This window comes from Streptomyces sp. Act143 (genome assembly GCF_003143935.1).
Taxonomy (GTDB): domain Bacteria; phylum Actinomycetota; class Actinomycetes; order Streptomycetales; family Streptomycetaceae; genus Streptomyces.
Map to the genome: position 1 here is coordinate 1800284 of NZ_QFRX01000001.1, position 24921 is coordinate 1825204.

General features: G+C 71.6%; 21 protein-coding genes. 13 read left to right on the forward strand and 8 right to left on the reverse strand.

The window, feature by feature from the left end:
- Nucleotides 1-61: 61 nt before the first annotated feature.
- Nucleotides 62-307 (reverse strand): WhiB family transcriptional regulator, encoded by a 246-nt coding sequence (locus tag DI272_RS08085; protein ID WP_181387119.1) that lies wholly within the window; start codon nt 305-307, stop codon nt 62-64.
- A gap of 198 nt (nt 308-505) precedes the next feature.
- Here DI272_RS08085 and DI272_RS08090 point away from each other — a divergent pair, with 198 nt between their 5' ends.
- The gene (locus DI272_RS08090; RefSeq protein ID WP_109494680.1) at nt 506-1297 is read left to right on the forward strand and encodes a VOC family protein; all 792 of its coding nucleotides are present in this window, start codon (nt 506-508) and stop codon (nt 1295-1297) included.
- A 31-nt stretch (nt 1298-1328) separates the two neighbouring features.
- Here the strand turns inward: DI272_RS08090 and DI272_RS08095 are convergent, their stop codons facing one another.
- From DI272_RS08095 to DI272_RS08105, 3 genes are all read right to left on the reverse strand, one after another.
- Nucleotides 1329-2342 (reverse strand): LacI family DNA-binding transcriptional regulator, encoded by a 1014-nt coding sequence (locus tag DI272_RS08095; RefSeq protein ID WP_109494681.1) that lies wholly within the window; start codon nt 2340-2342, stop codon nt 1329-1331.
- 205 nt (nt 2343-2547) lie between these two features.
- On the reverse strand, nt 2548-3489 hold the full coding sequence (locus DI272_RS08100) for an ornithine cyclodeaminase family protein (RefSeq protein WP_109494682.1): 942 nt from the start codon (nt 3487-3489) through the stop codon (nt 2548-2550).
- Nucleotides 3490-3515: 26 nt separating this feature from the next.
- Nucleotides 3516-4484 (reverse strand): multicopper oxidase domain-containing protein, encoded by a 969-nt coding sequence (locus DI272_RS08105; protein WP_109494683.1) that lies wholly within the window; start codon nt 4482-4484, stop codon nt 3516-3518.
- A 189-nt stretch (nt 4485-4673) separates the two neighbouring features.
- Here DI272_RS08105 and DI272_RS08110 point away from each other — a divergent pair, with 189 nt between their 5' ends.
- Both DI272_RS08110 and DI272_RS08115 read left to right on the forward strand, forming a co-directional pair.
- Complete coding sequence (locus tag DI272_RS08110; RefSeq protein ID WP_181387120.1) at nt 4674-7154, forward strand: ThuA domain-containing protein; 2481 nt, start codon at nt 4674-4676, stop codon at nt 7152-7154.
- A gap of 44 nt (nt 7155-7198) precedes the next feature.
- Complete coding sequence (locus tag DI272_RS08115) at nt 7199-9343, forward strand: OmpL47-type beta-barrel domain-containing protein (RefSeq protein WP_109500736.1); 2145 nt, start codon at nt 7199-7201, stop codon at nt 9341-9343.
- Here DI272_RS08115 and ligD read toward each other — a convergent pair.
- Nucleotides 9330-10355, reverse strand: coding sequence for a non-homologous end-joining DNA ligase (gene ligD, locus DI272_RS08120; protein ID WP_109494685.1), 1026 nt, complete (start codon nt 10353-10355; stop codon nt 9330-9332). The two genes, DI272_RS08115 and ligD, sit on opposite strands and share 14 nt — an antisense overlap.
- Nucleotides 10356-10430: 75 nt before the next feature.
- On the opposite strand from ligD, the gene DI272_RS08125 reads away from it, so the two are divergent.
- Complete coding sequence (locus tag DI272_RS08125) at nt 10431-11501, forward strand: ATP-dependent DNA ligase (RefSeq protein ID WP_109494686.1); 1071 nt, start codon at nt 10431-10433, stop codon at nt 11499-11501.
- Between the two features lie 7 nt (nt 11502-11508).
- Here DI272_RS08125 and DI272_RS08130 read toward each other — a convergent pair whose 3' ends face one another.
- Nucleotides 11509-12699 (reverse strand): zinc-dependent alcohol dehydrogenase, encoded by a 1191-nt coding sequence (locus DI272_RS08130; RefSeq protein ID WP_109494687.1) that lies wholly within the window; start codon nt 12697-12699, stop codon nt 11509-11511.
- Nucleotides 12700-12943: 244 nt separating this feature from the next.
- Here DI272_RS08130 and DI272_RS08135 point away from each other — a divergent pair, with 244 nt between their 5' ends.
- Nucleotides 12944-13909: a DUF3048 domain-containing protein gene (locus DI272_RS08135; protein WP_109500737.1), complete on the forward strand. Its 966-nt coding sequence runs from the start codon at nt 12944-12946 to the stop codon at nt 13907-13909.
- A gap of 8 nt (nt 13910-13917) precedes the next feature.
- On the opposite strand, the gene DI272_RS08140 is transcribed toward DI272_RS08135, so the two are convergent.
- On the reverse strand, nt 13918-14382 hold the full coding sequence (locus tag DI272_RS08140; protein ID WP_109494688.1) for a MarR family winged helix-turn-helix transcriptional regulator: 465 nt from the start codon (nt 14380-14382) through the stop codon (nt 13918-13920).
- Nucleotides 14383-14577: 195 nt separating this feature from the next.
- Here DI272_RS08140 and DI272_RS08145 point away from each other — a divergent pair, with 195 nt between their 5' ends.
- The 8 genes from DI272_RS08145 (at nt 14578) to DI272_RS08180 (ending at nt 22016) form a co-directional block, all read left to right on the forward strand.
- A complete protein-coding gene (locus DI272_RS08145) occupies nt 14578-15360 on the forward strand; it encodes a CoA transferase subunit A (RefSeq protein WP_109494689.1) in 783 nt (260 codons plus the stop codon).
- Nucleotides 15360-16004, forward strand: a complete 645-nt coding sequence (locus DI272_RS08150) for a CoA transferase subunit B (protein ID WP_109494690.1) — start codon at nt 15360-15362, stop codon at nt 16002-16004. Before DI272_RS08145 ends, DI272_RS08150 begins: the two co-directional genes overlap by 1 nt.
- Entirely contained in the window at nt 16001-17212 is a 1212-nt protein-coding gene (locus DI272_RS08155; RefSeq protein ID WP_109494691.1) for a thiolase family protein, read from the forward strand. The genes DI272_RS08150 and DI272_RS08155 overlap by 4 nt, the downstream gene beginning before the upstream one ends.
- A 122-nt stretch (nt 17213-17334) precedes the next feature.
- Nucleotides 17335-18108 carry a protocatechuate 3,4-dioxygenase subunit beta gene (gene pcaH, locus DI272_RS08160; protein ID WP_109494692.1) on the forward strand — a complete coding sequence of 258 codons (774 nt, stop codon included), beginning with the start codon at nt 17335-17337 and terminating at the stop codon, nt 18106-18108.
- Between the two features lie 6 nt (nt 18109-18114).
- Complete coding sequence (gene pcaG, locus DI272_RS08165) at nt 18115-18720, forward strand: protocatechuate 3,4-dioxygenase subunit alpha (RefSeq protein ID WP_109494693.1); 606 nt, start codon at nt 18115-18117, stop codon at nt 18718-18720.
- Nucleotides 18717-20042, forward strand: coding sequence for a 3-carboxy-cis,cis-muconate cycloisomerase (pcaB, locus tag DI272_RS08170; RefSeq protein WP_109494694.1), 1326 nt, complete (start codon nt 18717-18719; stop codon nt 20040-20042). The genes pcaG and pcaB overlap by 4 nt, the downstream gene beginning before the upstream one ends.
- Nucleotides 20039-21160 (forward strand): 3-oxoadipate enol-lactonase, encoded by a 1122-nt coding sequence (gene pcaD, locus DI272_RS08175; RefSeq protein WP_109494695.1) that lies wholly within the window; start codon nt 20039-20041, stop codon nt 21158-21160. Before pcaB ends, pcaD begins: the two co-directional genes overlap by 4 nt.
- Before the next feature lie 64 nt (nt 21161-21224).
- Entirely contained in the window at nt 21225-22016 is a 792-nt protein-coding gene (locus tag DI272_RS08180) for an SDR family NAD(P)-dependent oxidoreductase (RefSeq protein WP_109494696.1), read from the forward strand.
- Nucleotide 22017: 1 nt separating this feature from the next.
- Here DI272_RS08180 and DI272_RS08185 read toward each other — a convergent pair whose 3' ends face one another.
- A complete protein-coding gene (locus tag DI272_RS08185; protein ID WP_109494697.1) occupies nt 22018-24702 on the reverse strand; it encodes an AAA family ATPase in 2685 nt (894 codons plus the stop codon).
- Nucleotides 24703-24921 lie beyond the last annotated feature (219 nt).

Genomic DNA, 24921 nt, shown 5'->3' on the forward strand with positions numbered 1-24921 from the left:
GGTGATAAAGGGCGAAGATTCGGTCAGCGGAACGTAGGGGTGAAGAGGGGCCACGCCTCGATCAGCGGGACGTACGCCTGATCGCCAGCCGTTCCTTCTCCGACAGGCCGCCCCAGACGCCGAAGCGTTCGTCGTTGTCGAGGGCGAACTCCAGACAGGCGGAGCGGATCGGGCACAGACCGCAGATCCGCTTCGCCTCCCGCACGGAGCTGCCCGGCTCGGGGAAGAAGAAGTCCCCGCCGGTCTGCGCGCACAGCGCCTCGTCCTGCCACTCCAGGTCCGGTGGCGTGATCGTTTCGATGAGCATGTGCAGGATCGTGCCGGGCGGCGAAAAACGTTCGATCAACGCGGGATCAACGCCGCCGTTCAGGGCCTCCGGCCGCCCCGATACTGCTCCGCCGGGCACCGTGACGCACGGCGGCGCGCGGTGTTGCGGGGCGATTGTCAGTGGGCGGTGCAAGACTCGGCAGTGCAGTCACACGTGACCCCTCGGAGGAGGGCAAGGATGCTCACCACCCGTTATGTCACCGGCGCGCCGAACTGGATCGATCTCGGCACCCCCGACATCGACGGCGCCGCGGACTTCTACGGCGCGCTCTTCGGCTGGCGCTTCGAACCCGGACCACCCGAGTCCGGCGGCTACGGCTTCTTCCGGTTGGACGGCAGGACGGCGGCCGGCGGTATGCAGACCACCGCGGCGGACGGCCCGCCCTCCTGGACGGTGTATTTCCAGGTCCCGGACGCGGACGCCACCGCGAAGGCGGCCGAGCAGGCGCACGGCAAGGTGCTGATGCAGCCCCTGGACGTGAGCGACCAGGGGCGTATGGCGATCCTCGCCGACAAGGCCGGTGTCCCGTTCGGTGTCTGGCAGCCCGGTCGGCTCAAGGGTCTCGACGTGACCCAGGAGCCCGGCTCGCTGTGCTGGATCGAGCTGTACACGGCGGACCAGCCGATGGCCGCGTGGTTCTACCACGCGGTGCTCGGCCTGGAGACGTACGGCGTCGACTTCCCGGGCGGCACGTACACGACGATCAACCCGGCCGGCACGTCCGAGGACGCCATGTTCGGCGGCATCATCCCCCTGGCCGAGGCCCCGATGGAGGCGGAGGGCACCCCCTACTGGCTGCCGTACTTCGAGGTCACGGACGTGGACGCGGTGGCGGCCAGGGCGGCGGAACTGAGCGGCCGGGTCCGGATGCCGGCCACGGACATCCCGGGGGTCGGCCGGGTGGCGCGGCTGGCGGATCCGTACGGGGCGCGGTTCGCGGTGATCAGGAGCGAGCCGACGCAGGGCTGACCCGGCGGCGCGGGCACCGGCGCGAGTTCCACTAGGCGGAGGCCCGCCGCACCAAGGTCGTCGGCAGCACCACCCCGGACGCCGGGTCCCCGGCGCCCTTCAGCAGCAGGCGGGCCATCAACCGGCCCATCTCCTCGATGTCCTGACGGATCGTCGTGAGCGGTGGGTCGGTCTGCTCCGCGATCGGCAGCATGTCGTCGAAGCCGATGACGGCCACGTCGTCGGGGACGCGTCGCCCGTGCTCGCGCAGGACGCGCAGGGCGCCGGACGCGGTGAGGTCGTTCGCGGCGAACACGGCGTCGACGTCCGGGCAGCGGTCGAGGAGTTCGCGCATGGCGCGCTCCCCGCCGGCCGGTGTGAAGTCGCCCTCGACGACGAGCCGGGGGTCGGCATTCCCCATGACGTCCCGGAACCCCTCCAAGCGGTCCACCGCCGACGTCTGGTCGAGCGCGCCGGCGATGTGCGCGATACGGCTGCGGCCGAGGCCGACGAGATGCCGTACGGCCTCGCGGGCGCCGCCCCGGTTGTCGCTGTCGACGTAGACGAGGTCGTCCCCCGTCCCGTCGCTCCAGCCGGGGCGCCCGCCGAACACGGTCGGGATGCCCGCCCGGCGGATCAGACCGGGCAGCGGGTCGTCGAGGTGGAGGGAGAAGACGAGCGCCCCGTCGACATGCCCGCCGGCGAGATAGCGGCCGACCCGGGCATGGTCGTCCCGCCCCTCGGTGAGCAGCAGTACGAGCTGGTTGTCGTGGGCCGTCAGCTCCTTGCTGATGCCCCGGAGCTGCAACGCGAAGAACGGGTCGGCGAAGACCCGGGTCTCCGGTTCGGCGACGACGACGGCGATGGCGTCGTGGCGTCGGGTCACCAGGCTGCGGGCGGCCTGGTTCGGGACGTACCCCAGTTCCTCCACGGCCCGCCGCACCCGCTCCACGAGCGGCTCCCGGACCCCGTCCCCGCCGTTGACCACCCGGGACACGGTGGCCCGCGAGACCCCGGCCCGCGCGGCCACGGCCTCCAGGGTGGGACGCGGCACTGTCTCGCTCACTTCGGGTCCCTCCTCGTGGTTGCGGCCCAGGATAGCCCTGGTCGAGGCGGGGGGGTGAGAGCGCTCTCGGGGGCGGAGGCGTGGTCGCTCGCCCGGCCCGTACGATGCGCCGGTCGCCGGCGTCGAGGACGGCCGGGCGTACGAGATCCGCTCGCCGCGGGTACGGCCCGTTCACCGAGTGGACCGTGTGCGGCACCAGCTGATCTCACCCCAGCAGATCGACCTCGCGCCCCACTCCCCTGCGCCGCGCCTCCCCGTACGCCACCCACGCGACCGCCAGGTCCTGCCAAGGAAGTCCCACCGGGGTGTAGACGGTGCGGTCGTCGGCTCCGGCCCATCCCGGATGCTCGCCCCGCAGCACCTCCCCGAGCGTCGCGTCGGCGGCAAGGCCGGTGCCCGCCAACGCTCCCATGGTGCGCGCGAGTTCGTGATCGTCGACGATCACCACCGCGTCCTCCAGCAGATCGGCACCCAGCTCCCTCTTGCCCGGCTCGTCCGCGCCGAGGCTGATGAGGCTCTGTCCGGCCCGCGTCTCCGCGAGGTGCAGCAGCGGCTCGCGTGACCACGTGGCCAGCAGGACGGTGTCGGCGAGCGCCGCCACCTCCGGCGCCGAGCCCACCACCCGCCCGCCATGGCGCGCCGCGAACGCCTCGGCCCGTCCGCCGTCCGTGTCGTGGACCACCACCTCGCCGAACGGCCGCAGGACCGCCAGACCTCTGAGGGTCGACTCGGCCTGCGCGCCCGCCCCGACCACCCCCACCACGGAGTCCGGACCGAAGTGCGGGCCCGCGAGCGCATGCGTACCGATGGCTGCCGCCAACCCTGTGCGCCACGCGGTCACCGTCGCCGAGTCCAGCAGCGCCAGCAACTCGCCGTCCCGTCCGCTGTGGAGGCAGATCACGCCGCGCAGCGCGGGTCGCGCGCCCGGGAACTTGGCGTTCACCTTCACCGTGTACGCCTCGATGCCCGGCAGCAGCCCGGGGATGAGGGCCGTGGCCGTGCCGGGGAACGGGAGCTCCGTCCGTACCCGCTGCCCGGCCACCGGCACCTCGGCCGCCGGTGTGCGGAAGCCCTCGCTCAGGGCGGCGAGACAGGCCCCCGGGTCCAGTACGGCTTCCAGGTCAGTGCGCGTGAGAAGAAGGGTCACGTGTCCATGATCCGCCAACCGGTGGATCAGTGGTCGTGCTCGTGCGGCTCGTACCCCGGAATCGTCCCGTCCGTCTTCTTCACCAGGAACAGCCCCACCATCCCCATGTCCGAATGGCTCTGGACGTGGCAGTGGTACATCCACGCCCCCGCGCCGACGCCCTCCCCCGCGATCACCTGGAAACCGAAGGAGTCCGCCGGGCCCACGATCTTGTTGTCGATGACCTGGCTCGGGTCGTCGGGGCCGGTGAGCATGCCGGTGCGGTTGTCCGCCCAGCGGTGACCGTGCAGGTGGAAGGTGTGGTAGTACTCGCCGTGCGTGATCATCACGAACTCGACCCGATCGCCCACCGTGGCCTCGAAGTTCGGGCCGGAGTGGGCCGGCTTGTTGTTGATGAGCATGTCGTTGAAGACGATCGTGTGCGTCGCGTCCGGGAGGACGTCGCCCTTGCGGCGGACGATCACCGGCCCGTAGAGGCCCTTGCGGATGCCGCCCGTGCCGTGTTCGGTACCCACCACGTGGTCGTGGTAGTGCCAGTAGCCCGCGCTGCCCGCCCGCCAGGTGCCGTCCTTGCGGCGGCCGGGGGCGTGGGTGCGCCAGGTGTAGGTGCGGGTGCCGCCCGGCTCGACGTCGCTCTTGTTCAACTTCGTACCGTCGCTGGAGACTTCGTAGTCGAGACCGTGGACGTGGAGGCTCGCCGCCACGTCCATCGTGTTCTCGAACTCGATGTGCAGCGTGTCGCCCTCGTTGAGTTCGATGAGCGGGCCCGGGATCGTCGCCTTGCCCTTCTCGAAGCCGTAGCCCATCTGTCCGTCGGCGAGCTTCTCGGCGTAGAGCTTGAGGTGCCGGACCTCGCCGCCCGCCGGGGCCGTCTTCGCCGGCGTGTCGGCGCTCGCGGCCTCCGGCGCCATGGACAACGATGTCGCGACAGTTCCGCCGCCCACCACCGCCGCGCCGCCCAGCAGCATCCTCCGATTGAACCCGCGTCTGTCCATGCGGAACTCCCCAGCCTGGTAAGGAATTTGCAGAGACGTGCCTGTGATGAACCTGTGAGACGGTACCGGCCGTTCCGCCGTTTATCCACACTCAGGACAAAGTTGACCCCAACTCGGTCATAGGTATTGGCGAGTTGCGCAAAGGGGTCTAGCTTCCTTGGCGCTGTTGCTGTGGCCGAGGAGGTGCCCATGCACTTACGAGGGTTGAGCACGAGAAGACGGGTCTGCGTGGCGGGCGTGACCGCCGGGGTCGTCGCGGCCGGACTGCTGTCCGGCCCCGCCGCCACCGCGCGTCCGGCGCCGGAACCGACGCTGACAACGATGTCCGTGAAGTCGCCGCCGGGCGGCGCGAATGTACGGGTGCTGCTCTTCTACGGGTCCGCCGCGGCCGGTGAGGAGTCGCCGGTCGTGAACGCCGGGATCGAGGCGATCGAGAAGATCGGGCTGTCCGGCCCGACGAACCAGCGGTTCAGGACCGAGGCCACGGACGACGCCTCGGTGTTCACGAACGAGACGAAGCTCGGCCGCTACAACGCCATCGTGTTCCTGACCGGGGGCGGCGACATCCTCGATCCCGAGCAGGAGGCGGGGCTCGAGGCCTACATGGAGGCGGGCGGCGGATTCGTCGGCATCCATGACGCCGCTCGCGCCGAGCCGTACTCGGACTGGTTCACGGGGCTCGTGGGCGCCCGGCCCGCCGCCTCCAGCCCGACCGCCGTGCAACGCGCCGTCGTCGAGGTGGGCGACCGGCAGCATCCGGCGACCAAGGATCTGCCCGTGCAGTGGAAACGGCCGGATCAGTGGTTCAACTGGGCCAAGAATCCTTCGGGTTCCGTGCACACCGTGGCCCGCGTGCGCGAGTCGACGTATCAGCCCGGCGACGGGAGGAACGGCTGGGACCACCCGGTCAGTTGGTGCCGCGACTACGACGGCGGGCGTTCCTTCTACACCGGCATGGGCGGCACCGTCTCCTCGTACGACGAGACCGACTTCCGTGCCCATCTGCGCGGCGCCCTGCTGTGGACGACGCGGCTGGTGCGGGCCGACTGCAAGGCGACCATCACCGGCAACTACAAGGCCGAACGCCTCACGCAGCCCAACCAGCCGGGGCAGAACGACCAGATCGGCGAGCCGCACGGCCTGGTCACCGCGCCCGACGGACGGGTGCTCTACATCGGCCGGGGCGGCGCCGACTCCTCCCAGCCGGTGATCACCGACTGGAACAACCCCGACATCGGCAAGGGCAAGGGCGAGATCCACGTCTACGACCCCAAGACGAAGAAGGTAACCCTCGCGGGCGCCCTGACGGTCTTCGGCAACAAGGGCGGCGGCGACGAGCTGGTGAAGGTCGAGGAGGGGCTCCTCGGCATCGAGCTCGATCCGCGGTTCGAGGAGAACGGGTGGGTGTACCTGCACTACACCCCGCACTCGCAGATCAACCGCGAGACCCAGATGGCCGAGCGGCGGGTCTCCCGCTTCACGCTCGACCCCGCCACGAACAAGCTGGACCTGGGCAGCGAGAAGGTGCTGCTCAAGTGGCCGGTACAGATCCACAGCTGCTGCCACGCGGGCGGCGGGATGACCTGGGACTCCCGGGGCAACCTCTACATCGCGACCGGTGACAACAACTCCAGCGGCTTCAGCGGCGGTTACTCGGGCAACAACCCGGAGCCGAACTACAAGGGCGTCTCCTTCGCCGACGCCCGCCGCACTGCCGGCAACACCAACAATCTCAACGGCAAGATCCTGCGCATCCACCCGGAGCCGGACGGGACCTACACCCTCCCGGCGGGGAACCTCTTCACCGGGCAGGAGACCGACGAGGGCGGCGGCAAGACCCGCGGCGAGATCTACGTGATGGGCGTCCGGAACCCGGCCCGTATCTTCGTCGACAAGAAGACCGACATCCTCTACGCCGGCTGGGTCGGACCGGACGCCTCGGCGCCCTCCACGACCTGGGGCCCGGCGAAGTACGACACGTTCGCCGTCATCACCAAGGCGAGCAATCGGGGCTGGCCGTACTGCATGGGCAACAAGCAGCCCTACCGCGACCGCAACCTCCCCGACCCGGACAAGCCGCTCGGCTGGTACGACTGCGACCACCCGAAGAACGAGTCGCCGAACAACGACGGCCTCGTCAACCTGCCGCCGGTCACGGGCAACAACATCTGGTACTCGCCCCAGGGCGGTGCCCCCGACTTCCCGCGCGACGCGAACGGCATCCCGTCGTACAAGCAGGAGGAGTCCACGTATCTGCTGCCGTGGCTGAAAGGCGGCGGCCAGGCCGCGATGAACGGTCCGGTCTACCGGTACGACGCCGCGAGCGCGAGTGACGTGAAGTGGCCGTCGTACTGGGACGGCAAGTGGTTCGTCGGCGACTTCTACGACGCCGACCAGCCGCGCAACGCGGTCATCACCGACCCGAAGACCCACGGCGACGGCGGACTGCCCGTCCACTCCGAGTCGTTGAAGAAGATCGTCCCGATCGGCAACGACGGCATCAAGAACCTCATGGACTGGAAGTTCGGTCCCGACGGCTCGCTCTACGTCCTCGACTACGGCCGCGGCTTCTTCACCTCCGACGCCAAGTCGGCGCTGTGGCGGGTCACTTACACCGGCGGCGGGCCGACGCCCGCGGCCGACCAGCTGGCCAGGGGGGCGGCGCAGTGACACGGCAACGAAGATTCCTCACCGTCCTGCTGGCGGCGGTGCTGATGCTGCTCGGCCTCCAGACCGCGCCGAGCACGGCACAGCCCGAGACGACGGCGGCCGCCCAGACCCTCACCTGGACCGCCGGCGACGACATCACCAAGTACGCGTCGGCGCCGACGACCGCCGTCGCCGGACAGGCGACGATCGTCTTCGAGAACAGCGCGGCGACCGGCAACACCACCGGCATGCCCCACACGCTGACCTTCGTGACGAGCGACCCCGAGTTCAACAGCGACGTCGAACTCAACATCCTCGCCAACCCGAACGACGACATGGGCGGTCGGCACACCGCCGAGGTCACGCTCACCCCGGGCCGCTACTTCTACCACTGCACGATCCCGGGCCACGGCCAGATGCAGGGCATCCTCGTGGTGACGGAGGGCGGCGGTACGGACACCACGCCACCCCAGACGTCGGCGCAGGTCACCGGGGCGCAGAACGCGCAGGGCGAGTACGTCGGTTCGGCGAGCGTCGCGATCAGCGCCACCGACGAGGGCGGGTCCGGGGTCGACAGCGTGCAGTACGCGGTCGGCGACACCGGCGACTGGCTGCCGTACACCACCCCGGTCGTCGTGGACCAGATCGGCAGCCACAAGATCCGGTACCGGGCACTCGACAAGGCGGGGAACGTCTCCGCCGAGAAGAGCGTCGAGTTCACGGTGGTGCCCCCGGCCTCCGACGACACCACGCCGCCGGACACCTCGGCGACGGTGAGCGGTGAACAGGACGCCGACGGGGCGTACCTCGACATGGCCACGGTGACCGTGTCGGCCTCCGACACCGGCTCCGGCGTCAACGGCATCGAGTACGCCCTCGGCACCGGGGCCTGGCAGCCCTACACCGCCCCGGTGATGGTGCACCAGCTCGGCACCCACACCGTGCGCTACCGGGCCACCGACAAGGCGGGGAACGTCGCCGCCGAGCAGAGCGTCCGGTTCACGGTGGTCGCGACACCCACCCCCGACACCGCACCGCCGGTGACCGGAGTGACCGTCGAGGGCGCGAAGAACTCGGACGGGGCCTACCTCGGCAACGCCAAGGTGACCGTGAGCGCGACCGACGAGGGCGGCTCCGGAGTGGACCGGATCGAGTACTCGATCGACGCCGGACCGTATCTCGTCTACACCGCCCCGGTGGTCGTCGACCGCGCGGGCACCCACACCCTCGCCTACCGGGCCACCGACAAGGCGGGCAACACCGCCGCGGCCCGCACCGTGACCTTCACGGTGGTGCCGAGCCAGGTGCCCGCGCCCAACTGCCCCGAGTTCGACGAGCGGTTGACGGTGATCGTCGGCGACGTCGACTCGGGTGTGCCGAACCGGCTGACCGACAACCGGTGCCGGATCAACGAGTTGATCGAGGACGAGAAGGAGTGGACGTCCCACGCGCTGTTCCTGAAGCACGTGAAGACGGTCCTGGACAAGCTCCTCAAGGAAGGCGTCGTCGACCAGCGCGAGTACAACGCCATCCAGAAGGCCGCCCGCCAGTCCGGGATCGGCAAGCCAGGCCAGACGGAGGGGTACCGCAAGATTCTCGACGGCAGTGCCGAGTCGTTCGCCAAGTGGCAGCAGGTGGGCGGCGGTTCGTTCGGACTGAACGCCGACGGGTCCATCACGTCGGGGACTGCCAAGGACGGGCTCGGCATGCTGTGGTTCCCCGAGCGCAAGTACGGTGACTTCTCGCTCCGCCTCCAGTGGCGCGACGACGCACCGGGGACCGGCAACGCCAACTCCGGTGTCTTCGTGCGCTTCCCGTGGGTCCACGACCACCCCGAGGAGCCGCGCCCCGAGTGGGCCGCCATCAAGTACGGGCACGAGGTGCAGGTCCTGGACCGGCCCGACGGCGACATGTACAAGACCGGCTCGATCTACGGATTCGACCGCGTGGGCCTGGCCGGCGCGGGCGTGACCCAGAAGGGCACCTGGAACGACTACGAGATCCGGGTGGTCGACCAGCACTACTCGGTCTACCGCAACGGCGTGCTCATCAACGAGTTCGACAACACCGGCGGCCAGGAGTTCTACCCGCCCCGCTCGGACGACCCGGGCACGGACGGCCGGCGGTTCGCCTCCGGATACATCGGACTCCAGGTGCACAGCACGACGGACGTCGTCTCCTACCGGGACGTGCGGATCAAGGAGTTGTAGGCCCGTCCTTCCGGGCTCTGCTCGGCTGTACCCGCTTGGGTTCTCCCGGCATCTTCGGATACTCGGGCGGGTACGGCAGATCGCCGAGACCGTGGTCGTGCTCGTCCCGGCGGGCCAGTTCCAGCAGGGCCTCCAGCGAGAACGCGTGAGCGTCCATGTCCGCGTGCACGTCGCCGAGTTCGGCGAAGCGCGCGGGCATGGTCGCGAGATCGAAGTCCTGGGGGTGCGCCACGCCCACCTCGTCCCAGCGCAGCGGCGCGGAGACGGGGGCGTGCGGGCGGGGTCGTACCGAATAGGCGGAGGCGATCGTGCGGTCCCTGGCGGTCTGGTTGTAGTCGACGAAGATGCGTTCGCCCCGCTCCTCCTTCCACCACTTGATCGTCACGTGGTCGGGCATCCGGCGTTCCATCTCCCGCCCGACGGCGATCGCGGCCCGGCGCACCTGGGTGAAGGTCCAGCGCGGCTCGATGGGCACGAAGACGTGCAGGCCGCGCCCGCCGGACGTCTTGGGCCAGCCCCGCAGCCCCCCGAACTCGTCGAGGACGGCGCGCAGTTCGCCGGCGGCGCGGACGGCGTCGTCGTAGTCGGTGCCGGGCTGCGGGTCGAGGTCGATGCGGAGTTCGTCGGGGCGGTCCACGTCGTCGCGGCGTACCGGCCAGGGGTGGAAGGTGAGGGTGCCGAACTGGGCGGCCCACAGCACGGCGGCCTCCTCCGTCGGGCACATCTCGTCCGCGCTGCGGCCGCTCGGGAAGGTGATGTGGGCGGTCGGGATCCAGTCCGGCATGTTCTTCGGCGCCCGCTTCTGGAAGAAGGACTCGCCGGTCACCCCGTCGGGGTAGCGCTCCAGGGTGGTGGGCCGGTCGCGCAGGGCGCGCAGGATGCCCGGGGCGACAGCGATGTAGTACCGGGCGAGGTCCAGCTTGGTGAACCCGCGCTCCGGGAAGAAGACCTTGTCCGGGCTGGACAGCCGGACGGTCCGCCCGCCCACCTCCAGCTCCACCGCGTCACCCATGCGTGCCACGGTAGGCCAGCGCGACAACCCTCGCATACCGGGCGAAATCCACCGTCGGCCAGCAGAATCGACAGCATGGATCTGCCGGTCATGCCTCCCGTGAAGCCCATGCTCGCCAAGTCGGTCGCGAAGATCCCGCCGGGCATGCAGTACGAGGCGAAGTGGGACGGGTTCCGGGCGATCGTGTTCCGCGACGGGACCGACATCGAGCTGGGCAGCCGCACCGGAAAGCCGCTGACCAGGTATTTCCCGGAACTGGTGGCCGCCCTGCGCGAGCGCCTGCCCGCGCGCTGCGTGCTGGACGGCGAGATCGTCATCGCCCGCGACGGGCGGCTCGACTTCGACGCGCTCACCGAGCGCATCCACCCGGCCGACTCCCGGGTGCGGACGCTGGCCGAGCGGACCCCGGCGTCGTTCGTGGCCTTCGACCTGCTGGCACTGGCCGACGAGTCACTCCTCGACGTCCCGCTGACCGACCGGCGGGCCCTGCTCACCAGAGCCCTGGCCGACGTCACCCCGCCGGTCCACCTGGCACCGGCGACGACCGACATCGCCGTCGCCCAAGACTGGTTCGAGCAGTACGAGGGAGCCGGACTCGACGGCGTCGTCGCCAAGCCGCTCACCCTGCGCTACCTCCAGGACGAGCGCGCCATGTTCAAGATCAAGCACGAGCGGACCGCCGACGTGGTCGTGGCGGGGTACCGCCTCCACAAGAGCGGGCCCGTCGTCGGTTCACTGCTGCTCGGGCTGTACGACGACCGGGGTGCCCTCCAGCACGTGGGCGTGTCGGCCGCCTTCACCATGAAGCGGCGCGCGGAGCTGGTCGAGGAGCTGGAGCCGTTGCGCATGGACGACGTCTCGGGGCATCCCTGGGCGGCCTGGTCGGACGAGGCCGCGCACGAGACGGCACGGCTGCCGGGGGCGCCCAGCCGCTGGTCGGGCAAGAAGGACCTGTCCTGGGTGCCGTTGCGGCCGGAGCGGGTCGCCGAGGTGGCGTACGACCACATGGAGAACGGGGCGCGCTTCCGGCACACGGCCCGCTTCCGCCGCTGGCGCCCGGACCGGACCCCGGAGAGCTGCACGTACGCGCAGCTGGAGGAGCCGGTGCGCTACGACCTGGGCGAGATCCTGGGATCCCCCGGCTGACCGGCGTCTACGGCTTCATCAGCACCTTCACCGCGCCGTCCTGCTTGCGCTGGAACATCTCGTACGCGTGCGGCGCGTCGTCGAGCGGCACACGGTGGGTGGCGAAGTCCTCGACGCCGAGCACGTCCTCGTCCGTGAGGTACGGCAGGATCTCGTCGGTCCAGCGGCGCACGTTGGCCTGGCCCATCCGGAGCTGGATCTGCTTGTCGAACAGGGTGAGCAGCGGCAGCGGGTCGGCCATGCCGCCGTAGACGCCGGACAGGGAGATGGTGCCGCCGCGGCGGACCAGGTCGATGGCGGTGTAGAGGGCGGCGAGCCGGTCGACGCTGAAGCGTTCCGCGAAGGGGCCGCTCAGTTTCCGCGGCAGCAGGGCCGCGGCGTTCTGGGCGAGGCGGGCGGCGGCGCTGCCGTGGGCCTCGGTGCCGACCGCGTCGATCACGGCGTCGGGGCCGCGGCCGTCGGTGCGGTCACGGATCGCGGCGACGAGCTCCTTCTCGCCGTCGAAGTCCCGCAGGTCGAAGACCTCCACGCCGCGCTGCGCGGCCCGGTGCAGCCGCGCGGTCACCAGGTCCACCCCGAACACCGTTCCGGCGCCCCGCAGTCGGGCGACCCGGCAGGCCATGTCACCGATCGGCCCGAGGCCGAGCACGGCGACGCTGCCGCCCTGCGGGACGTCCGCGTAGGCGACCGCCTGCCAGGCGGTGGGCAGGACGTCGGAGAGGTAGACGAAGCGGTCGTCGGGCGGCCCCTCGGGCACCTTGATCGGGCCGAACTGGGCCTGCGGGACGCGCAGATACTCGGCCTGCGCACCCGGTACGGCCCCGTACAGCCGGGTGTAGCCGAAGAGGGCGGCACCCATGCCCTCGCCGGTGACCTGGGTGGTCTCGCACTGAGTGGGCAGGGAGTTCTCGCACATCCAGCAGCTGCCGCAGGCGATCTGGAAGGGGACGACGACCCGGTCGCCCGCCTTGAGGTCGGGCACCGCGGCGCCGACCTCCTCGACGATGCCCATGGGCTCGTGGCCGAGGATGTCGCCCGGCGTCATGAACGGGGTGAGCACCTCGTACAGATGCAGGTCGGAGCCGCACAACCCGCTGGAGGTGATGCGGATGACCGCGTCCGTCGGCTCCTGGATCTTTGGATCGGGCACGCTCTCCACCCGTACGTCCCGCTTGCCCTGCCAGGTCACTGCCTTCATCGTGGCGCACTCCCTTCCGCCTGCGGATGTCCCTCGCGGAGGGGCCCCGGGTACCCGGCCGCACCGCGGCGAACCGCGCCGAACCGCGTTCTGGGCCGCTCGGCGTAGCAACGCGCTCCGTCGGAGGTATTCAGCCCGACGTCAGAGGTATTCACCCCGGCCTCTCACATCCGACCGGGTATGGCCATCCATGAACACATAAGCGCACAATCAGCGAAACGAGACTCTGGTGGCGACGGTGGGCATGGGACGACAGGCGCGCACGCGACGCGCCGCACCTACGGCGGCGCTCCTCGCCGCCGCACTGACGATCTCCCTGGCGGCGGGCTGCACGGGCCCGAACGGACTCGGGTCGACGGACGACGGCCGCCGGCCGTCGCAGAGCGAGCCGGCCGGTGCGTCCGTCCTGGCGGTGAAGATCGACAACTCCCGGGCCGCCCGGCCGCACACGGGCACCGACTCCGCGGACATCGTCTACGCCGAGCAGGTCGAGGGAGGTCTGAGCCGCCTGATGGCGGTCTACGCGACCAAGCTCCCGAAGGTCGTCGGGCCGGTGCGCAGCGCCCGGGAGTCCGATCTGGAGCTGCTGCGCCAGTTCGACCACCCGACGCTCGCGTTCTCCGGGGCCCAGGGAAAGCTGATGCCGCTGATCGACAAGGCGCCGCTGGACGCGCAGACGCCCGGCAAGACCTCCGGCGCCTACTTCCGCGGCACCGACCGGCCCGCCCCGCACAACCTGTATCTCCGGCCGTCCCGGCTGCTGCGCGCCGCGCCCGGCGCGGCGGCCCTGACCACCGGCTTCACCTACGGCTCCGCCCCGTCGGGCGGCAAGAGGGACACCTCGGAGACCGTGCGCTACCCGGCGGCCACCTACACCTTCACCTGGTCGTCGAGCCGCAGGCGCTACCTGGTCTCGATGGACGGCACCGCGGCGGTGACGACCGGCGGCAAGCGGCTCGCCCCGGCGACGGTCGTGGTGCAGTACGTGAAGATCCGCAAGTCCGACTTCTACGACTTCCTCGGGAACAACACGCCGTACACCGAGACCGTGGGCTCGGGGAACGCCAAGGTGCTGCGCGGCGGGAAGGCGTACAACGTCCGCTGGGAGCGCGACAGGGCGACGGACGGCACGACGTTCACGACGAGCGGGGGCGACCCGGTGCGTTTCGCCGAGGGGCAGGTGTGGGTGCTGTTCGCCAAGGCATCCTGAGGGCTTGGTCAGCGCTGCGCCGCGAGGGGTTCCGCCGGGTTGCGGAGCCCCTCGGCCGCGTCCGCGACCCGCTGGATCAGCTCGCAGAAGACGGACTGCTCCGCGGCGGACAGCGGAGCCAGGAAGACCTGGTTCATCCGGGCCGTGCGCACGGTCAGCTTGCGGTGCGTGCGCAGCCCGTCGTCGGTGAGCCGCAGCAGGAAACGGCGGCCGTCCTGCGGGTCGCGCACCTTGTCGAGCAGCCCGCGGCGGCCGAGCCGGCTGATCACCTCGGCGATGGTCGACCGGTCGAGCCCCACCCGCTCCCCCACCGTGCGCTGGTCGAGGCCCGGCTCGGCGACGAGCGCGTTGAGGACCGCGAACTGCGGGGAGGTGATCTCCTCCGAGACCATCGTGTTCCAGAGCAGGTAGTGCGCCTGCTGGAGTCGGCGGGCCAGGTGCCCGGGGTGGGTGGTGAGGTCCACCGCGGCCATGTGCGCTCCCGAGAGTTCGATTCGTACGTGCACTGAACAATACCTGGCGACGCTCTGACTGTCTGCACACCCGCAGACCCGGCCGGCCTCACGTTTCACCTGGGTCTTGACGCGATCCTCGACCGGTGGCAGCGTGAAGGAAACTTCACCGAAATAGTCAGTGCCCTGATTAATCAGCGAGATGGAGCTTCACGCATGGACAAGGTGGTCGCCACAGTCGCCGAGGCGGTGGCCGATGTGCCGGACGGCGCGAGTCTCGCCGTCGGCGGCTTCGGGCTGAGCGGGGTGCCGAACGTGCTGATCCAGGCGCTGTACGAGCGCGGCGTCAGCGGCCTGCGGGTGGTCTCCAACAACTGCGGCGCGATGGAGTCCGGCCTGGCGGTCCTGCTGGCGGCGGGCCGCATCGCGCGCGTGACGGGTTCCTACATCGGGGCCAACAAGGAGTTCGCCCGGCAGTACCTGTCCGGCGAACTGGAGGTGGAGATGATCCCGCAGGGCACGCTGGCCGAGCGGCTGCGGGCCGGGGGTGCGGGCATCCCCGCCTTCTACACCCCCGCCGGGGTCGGCACCCAGGTCGCCGAGGGCGGGCTGCCGTGGCGCTACGACGGTTCCGGCGGCGTCGCGCTGGCGTCGCCGCCGAAGGAGGTGCGGGAGTTCGACGGCGCGGAGTACGTGCTGGAGCGGGGCATCCGTACCGACTTCGCGCTGGTGCGGGCCGCGCGCGGTGACCGGCACGGCAACCTCGTCTTCAACAAGTCCGCCCGCAATTTCAACCCCCTGGCCGCGATGGCCGGGCGGGTCACGGTCGCGGAGGTGGAGGAGCTCGTCGAACCCGGCGAGATCGACCCGGACGCCGTGCACCTGCCGGGGATCTTCGTACAGCGGGTGGTGGCGCTGACGCCGGACCAGGCCGCCGACAAGATGATCGAACAGCGGACGGTCTCCGCCGGCGCTGCCGAGGGAACGGTGAGCAACTGATGGCCTGGACACGCGAGCAGATGGCCGCGCGGGCGGCACGCGAGCTGACCGACGGGCAGTACGTCAATCTCGGCATCGGCCTGCCCACCCTGATCCCGAACTACCTCCCGCCGGGCGTGGAGGTGGTGCTGGAGAGCGAGAACGGCATCCTGGGCACCGGGCCCTATCCGGCCGAGGACGCCGTCGACCCGGATCTGATCAACGCGGGCAAGGAGACCGTCACGGTGCTGCCGGGCGCCTCCTTCTTCGACTCGGCGCTGTCGTTCTCGATGATCCGCGGCGGGCACATCGATGTCGCCGTGCTCGGCGCGATGCAGGTCTCCGAGAAGGGCGACCTGGCGAACTGGGCGATCCCCGGGAAGATGATCACCGGGATCGGCGGGGCGATGGACCTCGTCCACGGCGCCCGCACCGTCATCGTGGTGATGACCCACACCGCCAAGGACGGCTCGCCGAAGATCCTGACCGAGTGCGCGCTGCCGCTCACGGGAAAGGCGTGTGTGAACCGGGTCATCACCGATCTCGGCGTGATCGACGTGACCACGGACGGACTGGTGTTGACCGAGGTCGCACCGGAAGTCACCGTCGACGAGGTCATCGCCAAGACCGACGCCAAGCTGACCGTCGTGGAGGACCTGCTGTGAACGCCGTCAACACCGTGTACCTGGTCGACGCGGTCCGCACCCCGATCGGCCGCTACAACGGCGGCCTCGCGAGCGTCCGCCCCGACGACCTCGCCGCCCACGCGATCCGCGCACTCCTCGCCCGCACCCCCGGCCTGGACCCCGCCCGCATCGAGGACGTCTACTTCGGCAACGCCAACGGCGCCGGCGAGGAGAACCGCAACGTCGCCCGCATGGGCGCCCTGCTCGCGGGGCTGCCCACCGCCGTCCCCGGCGTCACCGTCAACCGGCTGTGCGCCTCCGGCCTGGAGGCGGTCATCCAGGCCGCCCGCGCCATCGCGCTCGGCGACGCCCACATCTCCGTGGCCGGCGGCGTGGAGTCGATGACCCGTGCGCCCTACGTCCTGCCCAAGAACGACAAGCCGTTCCCCGCCGCCCACACCGAGCTGTACTCGACGACCCTCGGCTGGCGCATGGTCAACCCGAAGATGGACCCGCAGTGGACCGTCCCGCTGGGCGAGTCCGCCGAACTCATCGCCGACAAGCACAAGATCACCCGCGAGCAGCAGGACGAGTTCGCCCTCGCCAGCCACCAGAAGGCCGCGCAGGCGCGGACCGAGGGCCTCTTCGACGCCGAACTCGCACCCGTCCCGATCCCCCAGCGCAAGGGCGACCCGGCCCTCTTCGCCGCCGACGAGTGCGTACGCCCCGACGCCTCCCTGACCGCGATGGCCAGGCTGAAGCCGTCCTTCCGCACCGACGGCGGCACCGTCACCGCCGGCAACGCCTCCCCGCTCAACGACGGCGCCGCCGCCCTCCTCCTCGTCGACGAGGAGGGTCTGAAGGCGGTCGGCCGCGAACCCCTCGCCCGGATCTCCGCCACCGGCGTGCACGCCCTCGACCCGGACTACTTCGGCCTCGCCCCCGTCGAGGCAGTCAACCGGGCGCTCGCCAAGGCCGGCCGGACCTTCGGAGACCTGGACGTCCTCGAACTGAACGAGGCGTTCGCCGCGCAGGTGCTCGGCTGTGTCGCGGAGTGGCCCGAGTTCGACCCGGCGATCCTCAACCCGCAGGGCGGCGCCATCGCGCTCGGCCACCCGCTCGGCGCCTCCGGTGCCCGCCTCGCCGGCACCGTCGCCCATCAACTGGCCCGCCGAGGCAGTGGAGTCGGCGTCGCCACGTTGTGCATCGGCGTCGGCCAGGGCCTCGCTCTCGTCCTCGAACGCTGAGCACACCGAAGAACGCTGAGCACACCGAAGAACGCTGAGCAGACCGTAGAACGCCGAAGAACACAGAAGAGCGCCCAAGAGCGCCGAAGAAGGCCGACGAACGTCAAGCCCCGGGATTTTCCATGACTCTCACCCAGCACGACATCGACCAGGAGATCGCGGCCGAACGCGCCGCCTACGAGAAGCGGATCGCCGACGGCGCCCCCGTGGAGCACCAGCCGCGCCGCGACTACGCCCCGTACCGCTCCTCGGTCCTGCGCCACCCCAAGCAGCCGCCGGTCACCATCGATGTGTCCAAGGACCCGGAGCTGGTGGAGCTGCACTCCCCCGCCTTCGGGGAGCGGGACATCACCGAGATCGACAACGACCTCACCCGGCAGCACACCGGCGAGCCGATCGGGGAGCGCATCACCGTCTCCGGGCGGCTCCTCGACCGTGCCGGGCGGCCGATCCGCGGCCAGCTCATAGAGATCTGGCAGGCCAACTCGGCGGGCCGGTACGCCCACCAGCGCGAGCAGCACGACGCCCCGCTCGACCCGAACTTCACCGGCGTCGGCCGTACCTTGACCGACGCAGACGGCCAGTACCGCTTCACGACGATCCAGCCGGGCCCGTACCCGTGGCGCCAGCACCTCAACGCCTGGCGCCCCGCCCACATCCACTTCTCCCTCTTCGGCTCAGCGTTCACCCAGCGGCTCGTGACGCAGATGTACTTCCCGAGCGACCCGCTGTTCCCGTACGACCCGATCATCCAGTCGGTGACGGACGACGCGGCCCGGCAGCGCCTCGTCGCGACGTACGACCACAGCCTGTCCGTGCCGGAGTTCTCGATGGGCTACCACTGGGACATCGTGCTCGACGGACCGCACGCCACCTGGATCGAAGAGGGACGCTGACCTGCCATGACGAAGATCGACACCAGCCGTCCCGAGACGGTCCTGCCGACCCCGTCGCACACGGTCGGCCCCTTCTACGGCCACGCCCTGCCCTTCCCCGGCGGCGAGGACATCGCCCCCGTCGGCCACCCGGACACGATCGCCGTGCACGGCTTCATCCGCGACGGCGAGGGCAACCCGCTGCCGGACGCGTTCGTGGAGCTGTGGGGTCCTGACCCGGACGGCAACATCCCGCAGGTCGACGGCTCGATGCGGCGGGACACCGCCGGCGGTGGCTTCATGGGGCGCACCGGTGTGGAGTTCACCGGGTGGGGCCGGAGCCAGACGGACGCGAGCGGGCACTGGTCCGCGCGGACGCTGCGACCGGGTGCGCGCGGCCGGAGCGCGCCGTATCTCAGCGTGTGCCTGTTCGCGCGCGGGCTGCTCGTCCACCTCTACACGCGGATCTACTTCCCCGGTGACGAGGCCGCGCTCGCCGTGGACCCGCTGCTGAGCCAGGTGGATCCCGCGCGACGCGGCACGCTGATCGCGGCCGACGGCGGCAACGGCACGTACCGTTTCGACATCCGCCTTCAGGGCGAAGGCGAGACGGTCTTCCTGGAGTTCCAGTGACATCTGCCTCGGAGCCGGACGCCGGCCTGCTCGCCCCCGGGTGGGCCGACTCCCCCGCCGCTGCCGCGACGGGCGACGCCGCGTATCTGCGGGCGCTGCTCGACGCGGAGGCCGCGCTGACCCGCGCCCAGGCGGCCCTGGGGCTGGCCCCGGAAGAGGCCGCCACGGCGGTCACCGCGGCTGCCCGGTCCGGGGAGTTCGACGCCCGGGCCATCGCGGTACGCGCGCGTGCGGGCGGCAATCCGGTGATCCCGCTCGTCGCCGATCTGACGAAGGCGGTCGGCGGTGCGTACGGCCCCCACGTCCACCGGGGCGCGACCAGCCAGGACATCCTCGACACGGCCACGATGCTGGTCGCCGCGCGCACCCTCGACCTGGTCAACGCCGACCTCGCCCGGGCGGAGGCGGCGCTGGCCGGGACGGCCGCCGCGCACCGGGACACCGCGATGCCGGGCCGCACGCTCACCCAGCACGCGGTGCCGACCACGTTCGGCCTGAAGGCCGCCGGCTGGCGGTCGCTGGTGCTGGACGCACGGGACCGGGTGACATCCGTTCGCCACTCACTGCCCGCCCAACTGGGCGGTGCCGCAGGAACACTGGCCGCCTTCACCGCGTACGGCGCCGAGGACCCGACGGCGCTCGTGGCGGCGTACGCGCGCGAACTCGGCCTCCGGGAACCCGGCCTGCCCTGGCACACGCTGCGCACCCCGATCGCCGATCTCGCCGGATGTCTGGCCTTCACCGCCGGGGCGCTGGGCAAGATCGCCACGGATGTGCTGACGCTGGCCCGTACCGAGATCGCCGAGGTGGCGGAGGGCAGCGGCGGCGGCTCGTCGGCCATGCCGCACAAGGCGAATCCCGTACGGTCCACCCTGATCGCCGCCGCGGCCCGGCGGGCGCCCCAGTTGGCCGCCACGCTGTACGGCTCGCTGGCCGCCGAGGACGAGCGGCCGGCCGGTGCCTGGCACGCCGAGTGGGAGCCGCTGCGGGACCTGCTGCGGCTGGTCGGCGGGGCGGCGCGGGACGCCGTCGAACTGGCCGAGGGGCTGCGGGTGAACGCGGACGCCATGCGCGCACACCTGGACCTGACCCATGGGTTGATCGTCTCCGAGCGGCTGTCCGCCGAGCTGGCCCCCGTGCTGGGCCGGGCCCGCGCGAAGGCGCTGCTGACCGAGCTCGCGCAGCGCACCGGCACCGAGGGCCGCTCGCTGGCGGAACTCCTGGCGGACCAGCCGGAGTTGCTCCAGGCCGTCGACCTCGACCCCGTCCACTACACCGGCGCCGCCGGAACCCTCACCGACCGTGCTCTGGAGCGACGTTGACCGGAAAGCTGCTCAACCACCACGCCGAGGGCCCCGCTTCGGCGCCGCCGCTCCTGCTGGGCCCGTCGCTCGGCACCTCGTACGCCCTGTGGGACAAGGTCGCTCCGGAGCTGTCGATCACCCGCCGGGTGGTCCGCTGGGACCTGCCCGGGCACGGCGGCAGCGCCGCGGAACTGGTCGGCCCCGGCGCCACCGTCGCCGACCTCGCCGACCTGGTGCTCGCGCTCGCCGACTCGCTCGGCATCGAGCGGTTCGCGTACGCGGGGGTGTCGCTGGGCGGTGCGGTCGGCCTGCACCTGGCCGTCCACCGCCCCGAGCGGGTGTCGGCGCTGGCCGTGATCTGCTCCTCGGCGCACTTCAACGGCGCGCGGCCCTGGGCGGAGCGGGCCGCGCGGGTCCGCGCCGAGGGGCTGGACTGGCTCGTGGAGAGTGCGGACGCCCGCTGGTTCACGCCCGGTTTCACCGTGCCCCGGCTGGTGCGGGACCAGCGGGAGGCCGACCCGGAGGCGTACGCCGCCTGCTGCGACGCGCTCGCCGCCTTCGACCTGCGGGACCGGCTGGCGGACATCGCCGCGCCCACCCTGCTGGTCGCCGGCCGGGAGGACCCGGCGACTCCGCCGGCGCACCTGCGGGAGATCGCCGACGCGGTGCCGGGCGCCGCGCTCGTCGAGATCCCGGGCGCCTCCCACATAGCTCCCGCCGAACGCCCCGAGGCCGTGCTGACGGCCCTGCGCACGCACTTCGACGGCGGCGCGAAGCGGGGCATGGCGGTGCGGCGCGAGGTCCTGGGCGATGCCCACGTGGACCGGGCGCAGGCCCGGCAGAGCGCCTTCACCGCGCGCTACCAGGACTTCATCTCGCGCTACGCCTGGGGCGAGATCTGGACCGACCCGACGCTCAGCCGCCGCGAGCGCAGCATGATCACACTGACGGCGCTGGTCGCGCACGGCCACTACGACGAGCTGGCCATGCATGTGCGGGCCGCCCGGCGCAACGGGCTGACGCCGGAGGAGATCGGGGCCGTGCTGCTGCAGACGGCGGTGTACTGCGGGGTTCCGGCGGCAAACTCGGCGTTCGCGGCGGCCCAGCGGGTGCTGGCGGAGGACGGGGGAGCCTGACCCTGCCGGTCCTAACCCCGGCAGCACCTGCCACATGCCTCCGCCGCGTGCCTAGGGTGGAGGCATGTCGACTGTTCTGATCACAGGTGCCACCTCCGGTCTCGGCCGGTTCGTCGCCTTCGAGCTGGTCCGCGCCGGGCACGTCGTCCTCGCTCACGGCCGCGATCCGGGCCGTACCGAGCGGCTGGTCGAGGAGCTGCGCACGGAGGGCGACGCCGAGGCGTTCGTCGCCGACCTGTCCTCGCTGGCCCAGGTGCGGGAGCTGGGCGCGCATGTCGCGGACGCGCATCCCGACCTGGACGTGCTCATCAACAACGCGGGAGTGGGGGCGGGGTCGCCCGGCGCGGGCCGCGAGGTGAGTGCCGACGGCCATGAAATGCGGCTGGCCGTCAACTACTTGGCGCCCGTGGCCCTGACCCGTGCCCTGCTGCCGGTGCTGCGCGCGAACACGCCCGCCCGGATCGTCAACGTGGGTTCTGGGGGCCAGGAACCCGTCGACTTCGACGACATCGAGTTCCGGCGGAGTTACGAGGGGTTCGCCGCCTACCAGCGCGCCAAGTTCGCCCTGGCCGCGCACACGTTCTCGCTGGCGGAGGAGTTGGCGGGCACGGGCGTCGCGGTGAACGTCCTGCACCCGGCCACCTTCATGGACACGGCGATGGTCCGCGAGCACGGGGTCACCCCGTGGAACACGGTGGCGGACGGCGCGCCGGGCGTACTGGCCCTGGCGACCCGGGATTTGGGGACGGGCGGCTACTTCGACGGTACGAGCAGGGCGCGGGCGCACGAGAACGCGTACGACCCCGCTGTACAGAAGCGACTGGCCACGGTGACCGACCAGTTGCTCACCCTGTGAACTAACGCAGTCCCCGCCCCGTCTCCAGTACCTCCCGAGCCTGCGCCACCAGACCGTCGGCCCCGCAGGACCGGGCCAGCCCCAGCCCCCGCTGGATCTCCGCCACCGACCGCGCGGCGATCCCGTACTCCACGCGGGCGGCGGCGTGTTCGTACTGACAGGGCGACGCCTCCAGGTACGTCACCGCCTGTGCCAGCAACCGCACCGCCCGCTGTCCCGTCTCCAGCGCGGCGGCGCACCGCAGCGCCTCGCCGATGGCGGTGTCCGTGCCGAACCGCTCGGCTCGCCGGCGCGCGTCCGTGGCGAGCTGAGCGGCGCGTGCCGGGTCCTGGGTGGACAGGGCGCGGGCGAGGTCGAGGGCCCAGGGGACCATCACCGGGTTGTGGTGGCCGCGGGCCGACGCCGCCTTCTCGGCGGCCTCCAGTTCGTTGATGCCGTCCTGGGTGCGGCCCACCGCCAGCAGCAGCCGGCCCCGCACCGAGCGCGGGTCGGGCAGCACGATGGTCGACGGGTACGGCGGGGCGAAACCGTACTGCTCGGCGATCTCCCAGGCCTCCTCGACGTGCCCGCGCGCGAGCAGGGTGTCGACGAGGTTGCAGGTCGCCGACCAGTACAGGGGCAGTCCGCGGCCGACCCGCTCGGCGATGCGCAGCGACTCGCGCAGGGTGGCCTCGGCCTCCCTGAGGCGGCCTCGCCGGCGGTGTTCCATGCCGAGGAAGGCGTGGGCCAGGGCCAGGTGGCCGCCGCTCCAGCCCGCGGACTCGTAGGTGCGCAGGGCCTCCGTGAACAGGCTCTCCGCGCGGTCGAGGCGGTCGGTGTAGGTGTAGGAGCTGGCGAGCATCATGAGGATCTCGACGCCCCACTCGGTGTCGGTCCAGCCGAGTCCGGGCGCCAGGCGGCCGTTGACGAGGGCGCGGTCGCTGAGTTCCACGACGACCTCGGCGTTCTCGCCGTGGGTCATGGCGTCGAAGCCGCGCAGGATGAGCAGGGCGCGCTCGGAGTTGTCCCGGCCGGTGCAGGTCGAGGCGAGGTCGGCCAGCCGCTCGGAGCGGCCCGGGGAGCTGGCCTCGCCCGCGTGGATGCCCTCCCACATGTACTGCACGGCCTGGAGCCGGAGTTGGGCGGGCCCGGGTTCGTGCCGGGCGGCCTCCGCCTCGACCGTGCGGACGGCGTCCTCCAGCTGGTCGTTGTGGATCAGGGCCTGGGAGAGGCGGATGACGGCGTCGACGCGTTCGGCGCCGTCGAGGCCCGGCATGGCGAGCGCGGACTGGAGGTGGTCGACGGTGGTGGCGGGCGCGGTCAGGAGGGTGGCGCAGCCCAGTTCGTAGAGCACGCGCGCGTGGGACTCCGGCCGGGGTGGTTCCAGCAGGGCCCGCTCCAGGCAGCGGCGGGCGGCGTCGGGCGCGCCGACGGCGAGGTGTTCGCGGGCGGCCTCGCGGAGCTGCTCGACGAGTTCCTCGTCGTCGTCCGGGTGGACCTGGAGGAGGTGCCGGGAGGCCATGGCCGCGCCGAGCCCGGAGTCGGTGACGACGCGGGCGGCGATGCCGTGCATGGCGGTGCACAGGGCGGGCGGGATGGAGTTGTAGACGGCGCTGGCGATGAGCGGGTGGACGAACTCCAGGTCGCCGTGGTCGGCGGGGACGGCGGCCGGGTCGGGTTCGGTCAGGATGCGGGCGTTGCGCAGCAGTTCGGCGCAGCGGACGGCGTCCTCGTCGCTCATGGTGGCGAGTTTGGCCACGAGGCCGACGGAGATGCCGGTGCCGAGGATGGCGGCCGCCCAGGCGAACCGGGTGGCCTCGATGCCGAGGCCCTCCAGGCGGGCGACGAGGCCGCCGCCGCGGGCGGAGCGGTTCAGGGCGCGCAGTTCGGGGGCCTGTGCCTCGACGGGTTCGAGTTCGCTGTCCTGGACCTTGGCGAGGAGTTCGACGGTCTCGTAGGGGTTGCCGCCGGTGACGGCCCACACCTCGCGGCAGAACGGGGCGTCCGCGTGTTCGCCCAGTGTGGCGCGGGTCAGGCCCGCGGTCGCGTCCGGGGTCAGCGCGCTGAGCGTGGTGACGGGCGCGTCCGCGGCGGCGGCCACGGCGTCGAGGTGGCGGGCGCTCTCGCCGCTGATGTCACCGGGACGGCGGGCCACCACGACCAGCACGGACAGGTCGTCGAGGCGTTCGGCGAACGCGGCGAGCCAGCGCAGTGTCTCCTGGTCGGCCCAGTGGGCGTCGTCGATGACCAGCACGAGCGGCCAGTCCCGGCGGGCCAGCCGGCGCACGGCGGCCACGAGGCCGTCGCACACGCCCTGCGGGTCGGCGTGCCGCTCGCCCGGGTCGGTGAGGCCGAGGGCGGGGCCCGCGATGTCGTACCAGTCGCCGAGGTACTCGCGCGCCTCCTCCGGCATCAGGGACACCAGGGCGGGCTGGAGCAGCTGGCGCAGCACGTTGAAGGGGACGGACCTGAGGGTCTCGCCGCCGCGGGCGGACCAGACCGTGCAGCCGCGCGCTTCGGCGATGCGCCGGGTCTCGGCCAGCAGCGCGGTCTTGCCGAGTCCCGCCTCGCCCCGGAGCACCAGCACGCTGCCCGAGGACGTCTGGTCCGCGCGCAGCGCGTCGATCGCCTGCTCCACGGCGGCGACCTCCTGTTCGCGCTCCCACAGGGAGGCCGAGGCGGCCTGCGTGGGCCGTACCTCCGTCATCCCGTTACCTCCCCAAGTCGCCCGAACGACGTACAGACCTCGAGCGTAGCCGTCCGATTGGCTGAGTGGAGGGCGGTCCGGGCAGCTGTTCCCTCGATGGGTGACAGCGGTTGCGGGCGGGCGACGCACCGGGCCGGTGACCAGTGCTCCCCCACTTACTGACTGTCAGTCAAAACTCGCAGGAGGAGCTCATTTCCCAAGATCGGAGAGCAGTTCGCG